This window comes from uncultured Cyclobacterium sp., assembly GCF_963976465.1.
Classification (GTDB): Bacteria; Bacteroidota; Bacteroidia; order Cytophagales; family Cyclobacteriaceae; genus Cyclobacterium.
In genome coordinates this window covers 1-6,925 of record NZ_CAXBOC010000314.1, presented here as the reverse complement: position 1 = coordinate 6,925, position 6,925 = coordinate 1, and the positions used below count along the sequence as shown (strand labels likewise).

3 protein-coding genes are annotated in these 6,925 nt (G+C 38.5%); 1 reads left to right on the top strand and 2 read right to left on the bottom strand.

What is annotated here, in order from left to right; translation table 11 throughout:
- Positions 1 to 240: 240 nt before the first annotated feature.
- On the bottom strand, positions 241 to 1,419 hold the full coding sequence (locus AAC037_RS16515) for a hypothetical protein (protein WP_339904092.1): 1,179 nt from the start codon (positions 1,417 to 1,419) through the stop codon (positions 241 to 243).
- 213 nt (positions 1,420 to 1,632) lie between these two features.
- The gene (locus AAC037_RS16510; RefSeq protein WP_339904090.1) at positions 1,633 to 3,408 is read right to left on the bottom strand and encodes a c-type cytochrome; all 1,776 of its coding nucleotides are present in this window, start codon (positions 3,406 to 3,408) and stop codon (positions 1,633 to 1,635) included.
- Positions 3,409 to 3,957: 549 nt separating this feature from the next.
- Here AAC037_RS16510 and AAC037_RS16505 point away from each other — a divergent pair.
- On the top strand, positions 3,958 to 6,925 hold a 2,968-nt coding region (locus AAC037_RS16505; RefSeq protein WP_339904088.1), incomplete at its 3' end, for a SusC/RagA family TonB-linked outer membrane protein.

Below are 6,925 nucleotides of genomic sequence, written 5' to 3'. Positions count from 1 at the left end.
TGTGTTTGTCTTGCCTCTGGTGATTGCTTGTATCATGTATCTGGTCAATCAAAAATCTCTGATGGGGGAGCATAAAGCCGGATTATTATTGAATATAGGTTTGACTGCGGCTTTTGTCTTTGCCTGTATCATCTCTTATACCGGTGCGCTGGCCTTGATTGAGTTGTTGTAGGAATGCGGGCAAGTATTTTGTTTTAAAATTTACATTTGGTATTGGGTTTTGAGTGCTTGGCTAAAAATCTACTCAAAACCCAACTCCATTTTATATAAGGTAACATGGTTTCCTTCCACATCAAATAGATTCGGGTTTTTCAATGCCACCACTTTATTGTCTTTGTTGACTACATTGGGGAAATGGACGCCCAATGGGAATTTTACATTGCTGTCAAGGACATTGTAGTCTTTGTCTAGTAGGACGGCATAGTAGGCATCCCTCTTTTCCATTTCAATCTCAGCTTGGTTGGGAAAATTTGTCTTTACCTCCTTTTGTTCTTCTTCGGTAAGGCCTTTTCTGTAAACGATTAATGTGTAATCATCCATAAAAAGAATAACATTGATATTTCCCGCGCGTTTCCCCTCATTGATATTAAAAAATTGTTCACTATTTTTCATTGCTACGCTTTGGAAATTGATCATACCAGAGATTTGTAAATCAATGGTTTTCTCAAATGTAATACCCTCATCATTTTCTTTGAATAAAAAAACATAGGGGTCAAACCATGTAGATACCAGCCAATCATTCCCTTTATTTTTAATTACAGGGACATAAATGCCATGATTCATTCCATCTTTAAAGATACTTTGCGTTGGAATTTCTAAAAATTGGCGGGTCTCATTTGTGTTTGTATTGTGCTTTTCCAGGAGTGGCTTATTGTAGTAGTTTCTATAAAACTGTTCTCCCATTCCATCAATAAAGTCTTCATCAACAAGTGGTTTGAGATAATAAATTTCCTCTCCATTCTGCTTAATTAAAGGTAAGTGTGGAGGGAAAAACAGATAATTGTGTGGATATGGGACCTGGGCTTTAGGGATGATGCTGTGGTCCGGATTGAGTTGAACAAATCCTTTCTCCATGTCATAAATAACAATAGCATCTTTTAGAAAGCCTGTACTTCCAGGATTTAGCAAAGCATTGGGTCCTTCCTCGGGAATGGTGAAATTAGCAATAACAGCTCCATTGCCATTTACCCTTAAAATTTGACGAATTCCGATACCAGCATTTGACAATAGGTAATTGTCTGATTCAGGGTCATAGCCTTTAAGGTGCAAAGGATCTAGATGGTCAATATTTATCGAGTCTCTAATAGTAATGGAAAAGTTTCTATACGCTGTATTTTCTTTTGGCGAATTGCAACTTAGAGCAAGTCCAACAATAATAATAAATGCTCCACCATTTAATAAGGTATAAAAGCTTCTCATATTGTCTTTTCCATTATAATAAATGATTTATAAAAGGATGCGATTGAAGCGAAAGTTTGCAACTAAAGATGTAATATATTTAAAAATCTTAAGATTCCAATAGGAAGTGAGATAAACTGTTGAAACAAACCGGCAAGTACCTTCCATTCCTTAACTATAGCTAAGAATTTTAGGCTTCGGCGTTTTCCTATATAGACATGGAAGTAAAACTTATTATTTTAAAATTTTAGCCCTAATCTTTGCCACTTCTTCTTTTGATACTGCGGAGGCATTATTGTCAAAGTTCTGCCTGATAAAAGTCAAGACTTTAGAAATCTGCTCATCCGTGAGGAACTGGTGGGCCGGCATGATATTGTCGTAAAGTTCTTCATTGACTTCAATTTCTCCTTCAAGCCCATTTAACACTATTTCAATAAGCCTAGATTTATCTCCTGTGACCCAGTCAGTATTGCTTAGTTCCGGAATTCTGCCTTTGGCGCCCTTCCCATCTCTTTGATGGCAAGGGGAGCAATAGGTATTGTATACCTTTTTTCCTTCGGGTAGCTGACCTTTGTCCAGGTTGTCTTCCACGGGATGAGGATTGCGAATATTGGCCACCAGTTTTTGTGCTTCCATTTTAGCCAATTCAGCTTCTCCAAATGTAGCTTTGTCACACTTATATAGAATCCGCCATATTTTTCCCACCCTTGAATCGGACACATATAAGGAACCATCCGGTCCTTGGGCCAAGCCCATGGGCCTGAATTCCGCATCATTTGTATTGATAATAAGTTCTTTGCCGGCAAAGCCATTGGCAAATACTTCCCAATCACCACCGACCTGGCCATTTTCAAAAGGAACAAAAGCCACAAAATGCCCCGATTGTTGGTAGGGGGACCGATTAGTAGAGCCGTGGAAAGCGATAAAGGCACCATTTTTATAGCGGTCCGGGAATTGATCTCCGGTATAAAAAAGCAAGTCGTTGGGTGCCCAATGTCCGGGAAAACCCAATATAGGCTTATCCATGTCCGCACAGCGACCAATAATTTCTCCATCTCCACCATATTCCGGGGCCAGCACCTTCTTTTCATTGATTTGATCGTAGTAACAATAGGGCCAGCCATAATCCCCACCTTCTTCTACTCGAATAAATTCCTCAGAAGGTAAGACCGCGCTTTCCCATTGAGAAAAAGTTTCCGGGTACAGCAGGTGGAGGTTGTCTCGGCCATGCATGACCAGGTAAAGGTTTTTGTCTTCCCGGTTATAATCCATTGCCACTACGCTTCTAATGCCGGTAGCATACAACTCCCCATCTTTTTGGGTCATATTCAATTGATCCATTTTGAATCGCCAAACCCCTCCATGCTCGATTAATTCTGGACAGGGGTCTAAGCCGGTGGATCCTGGAATACCTCCCGGTTTGTTGGCCATGTCTTGACAAGCATTAGAAGGGCTTCCAAAAGGTACATACATGTATCCTTCTTCATCAAAGGCAACCGGTTTGGTAATGTGCCAGTGAATCCCATGTTCGTGGTCATCGGTTAGCACTACTTCCATTGGCGTATCAGGAACGAGTTGTCCGGGTACAAGTTTGTTTCTGTAAACAACTCTTGCTGCACTATAATATAAATAACCATCGTGGATGCGCATACCATTGGCTAAGCTACCCTCGTCTTTATAGTCACCGAAATAAGTGATGATGTCTGCTTTACCATCTCCGGTTGTATCTCGCAAGGCAACATTAGAACCAGTTTCTTTGGCATACCTTAATTTAACATAGATGTCTCCATTATCATTTACTGCGAGGTGTCTGGCTTTGCCGATGCTATCTGCTACAACCAGAGCACCGAAACCTTCCGGAAGGATGAGGCCATCGTTATTAGGAGCTGTGGTAGGAAAACCTGAAGGGTGGTCACAAGAATAAAGTATGTAACAAAAAGGTGAGAAAAAAATTAAAAATTTTATGAGTGGTAGATTGTAGAATTTCATGGTGGCGCGTGATAATTTCATGTTAATTAATAAAATTCTAAGGACGAAACTATAAAATTTCAAGAAGTATATGACTTGATAGAAATTATTGCAATTTTCATAAAATAATACAAACAGTATGAAAATTTTGTCACTCAGAATAATAGGAGGTAAAAATACGGACTATACGCATTTAATTTTGGTATTTACTCAAAATAATTACTAAAATTTTTAGCTTAATCATAGATCCTAGCTAAAATTTTTACTTTTTAAGCCGTATTAATTTTAAATTAAATTATTTCAAAGGTAAGAGAGTTGTTAGGGAAATATATTTTTCCTTATATTAGCATCAAAACCACCCAACATTAGTAATAACCTCATAAATTTCTTGATCTTTTGGTCAAATTATGGTCAGCAGGGCGATAATTTGACCAATTATTCCTGATTGAATGTGTTTTACTTAATATTGGGTTTTTTTGTTAGTCTCGGAATGATTCGAGAGGTATTGCTGAGATCCAGCGATTTTCAAGTAAAAATTTAACTATTGGAAAAATTCCATTAGTCATTTAAATTAAATTTGTTCATTTACTTATGAAAAAAAGATTACTCGTGTTTTTTCTGGCCTTGTTTACGATACAAGCAATGGCGCAGAATCGAACCGTCACAGGAACTGTGACGGACGCAGACGCTGATGCCCCATTACCGGGAGTCAGTATATTGGTAAAAGGGACCAATACAGGAACCATCACTGACATTGATGGTAATTATAGTGTTGATGTCGCTGGGCCATCTGCTGTTTTGGTATTTTCCTATCTAGGATATGGAAAAACTGAAAGGGCTGTTGGAAACAATAGTGAAATCAATGTAGCTCTTGAAGCTGAAGAATCAGCTCTTTCCGAAGTAGTAGTAACTGCTTTTGGTTTGGAAAGAGAAAAGAAAGCTTTGACCTACACTACTCAAGAAGTTAATACAGAAGAGCTTACTCAAGCAAGAGAGCTAAATGTTGTAAACTCTCTTTCCGGTAAAGTAGCAGGTCTTTCCATTAATCGGTCAGGTACTGGTGTTGGTGGATCTACGAGGGTAGTATTAAGGGGTAACAGATCCATTAGTGGAGACAGTCAGCCTCTTTATATTGTTGATGGTGTGCCTGCCAAAGGAATTGAAACCATTAACCCTGATGATATCGAAAGTATCAACGTATTGAAAGGTCCAAATGCAGCAGCACTTTATGGTAGCCGTGCAAACAACGGTGCCATCGTGGTAACTACTAAAAGAGGATCTGAAGGTGGATTCAAAGTAAGCTTAAATACTTCTTATATGTTTGATCAGCCTTTGATTTTGACTAACTATCAAAATGAATATGGTCAAGGAAGTAATGGTGTTTATTCTCCAACGTCTGAATTTTCTTGGGGACCTGCTTTAGATGGATCTACTGTTGCTCATTGGTCTCCGGATCCAAACAGAGCGTCTGATACTTATTCTTATTCTCCTCAGCCTGACAATGTAAGCGATTTCTATCAAACCGGTCATAACTTGGCTACTACATTGGCTATCAGTGGTGGTAATGAAAGAAACCAAACTTACTTCTCTTATACTTATACGGATGCAGCCGGTGTTGTACCTGGAAATGAGTTGGGAAGACATAGTATTAACTTGAGGTTGACTAACAAATTGACTGATAAATTGACTTTAGATTCTAAAATCAATTATATCCGTCAGGATATCGACAACCAACTGTCTACAGGTGAGAATTATGCTAACCCAACAAGACATATAGTAAGGTTGCCTAGAAATATCACAACTGCGGACATTTCTAATTTTGAGTACATTGATGAGTCTGGCCTATTGCGTCAGAATTATTTCAATCCTGGATCCAATGGTGGTGCGAACCCTTATTGGGCAGCAAACAGAAACCTTAAGAGTAATACTTTTGACAGAATTGTGGCTTTTAGTTCATTGAACTACGAAGTTACAGAAGGTTTAACGGTATTAGGTAGGGTTTCTATGGATCGTACTTTCAATACTGGAGAAGAGAAGTATTACAATGATACTTATATCATTGCTCAAAATGGTAGGTATTCTGTTAGCCAAGCAGAGAGTATGGAAATCAATACAGATTTCTTGATTTCTTATGAGAAGACATTGAGTGATGATTGGTATTTCAATATCAATGCAGGTGGTAACTCTAGAATCAACAGAAACTCTAGCTTGTCCTCTAATACCGGCCAAAACATGGTTGTACCAAACTATTTTGCTTTAAGTAACACTTCTCAAGTTGTTTCTTCCTATGGTGTAGGTAGTCCTAAGGATGTAAATTCACTTTACGCTTTTGGTCAGTTGTCATGGAAAAATGCCATCTTCTTGGACATTACTGCTAGAAATGACTGGTCGTCTACATTGCCAAAAGAAAACTGGTCATTCTTCTACCCATCTGTAGGTCTTAATGCGGTGATTTCTGATTTATTTGAATTCCCTTCTTGGTTTACTTTTGCTAAAGCAAGAGGTTCATTTGCAGAAGTGGGTAATGATACCAGTCCATATCAACTGCAAAGAACTGCTGCTTTTGCTGCAGGTGGTATAGGTGGTTATGTTTCTTTGAGTACCCAATTGCCAAATGCTAATTTACTTCCAGAAACCACAAGATCTATTGAATTAGGTGCTGACTTAAGGTTCTTGGATAACCGATTGGGTTTTGATTTCACTTACTACAAAACCAATTCATTCGATCAGTTGTTTACAGTTGCCTTACCAGTAGGTTCCGGAGCTTCCAGCTTCTTTACCAATGGTGGAGATATTCAGAATGAAGGAATTGAAGTAGTGCTTAACATCACTCCTGTTAGAAGAGCTGATTTCGATTGGAATATCACTACTAACTTCGCTAGAAATATTTCAATGGTTAATGAAATCAATGATGAGAGACCAAGTATCGTAGTAGGAAGTGATTTCTTGAGAGAATTTAGAATTGAAGAAGGTTTGCCTTTTGGAGAAGTATACTCTAGAGGTTACTTGAGAAATGATGATGGAGCTGTAATTGTTGGAGAGAATGGTGTGCCATTGAGTACTCCGGGTAAAACCGTACGTGTTGGTAACTATAATCCAATATGGACTGGTGGTATCCAAAATACTTTCAAATACAAAAACTTTACTGCCAACTTTACTATTGACTTCAGACAAGGTGGTAGCATCTCTTCTTTCACCAATGCTGTAACTTATGCTGATGGTGTAACTGAAGAAACACTTCAAGGTAGAGATGGTGGTTTGATCTTCGGTGATAACTTTATGTCAGGTGAAACTGCTGTAATGCAACTTGAAGATGGAACCTATGCACCTAATACTATCGAAACTACTGCTGAGTTGTTTTGGGTAAATATGGGAGGTAGAAATGCACCTATCGGAGAAGTATTCTCTGTATCTGCTACCAACATCAGAATGAGAGAAGCTGTGATCGGTTATGCTGTTCCTGCTAGTAAACTAGAAGGATTGCCTTTAAATTCTGTCAGTATTTCTTTTGTAGCTAGGAACTTATTTTTCTTCCTAAACGAAGCTGGAAATATTGATC

Bases quoted from the DNA above. Each gene is read 5' to 3' on its own strand.
- AAC037_RS16515 (WP_339904092.1), bottom strand. From the start codon at position 1,419: ATGAGAAGCTTTTATACCTTATTAAATGGTGGAGCATTTATTATTATT.
- AAC037_RS16510 (WP_339904090.1), bottom strand. From the start codon at position 3,408: ATGAAATTATCACGCGCCACCATGAAATTCTACAATCTACCACTCATA.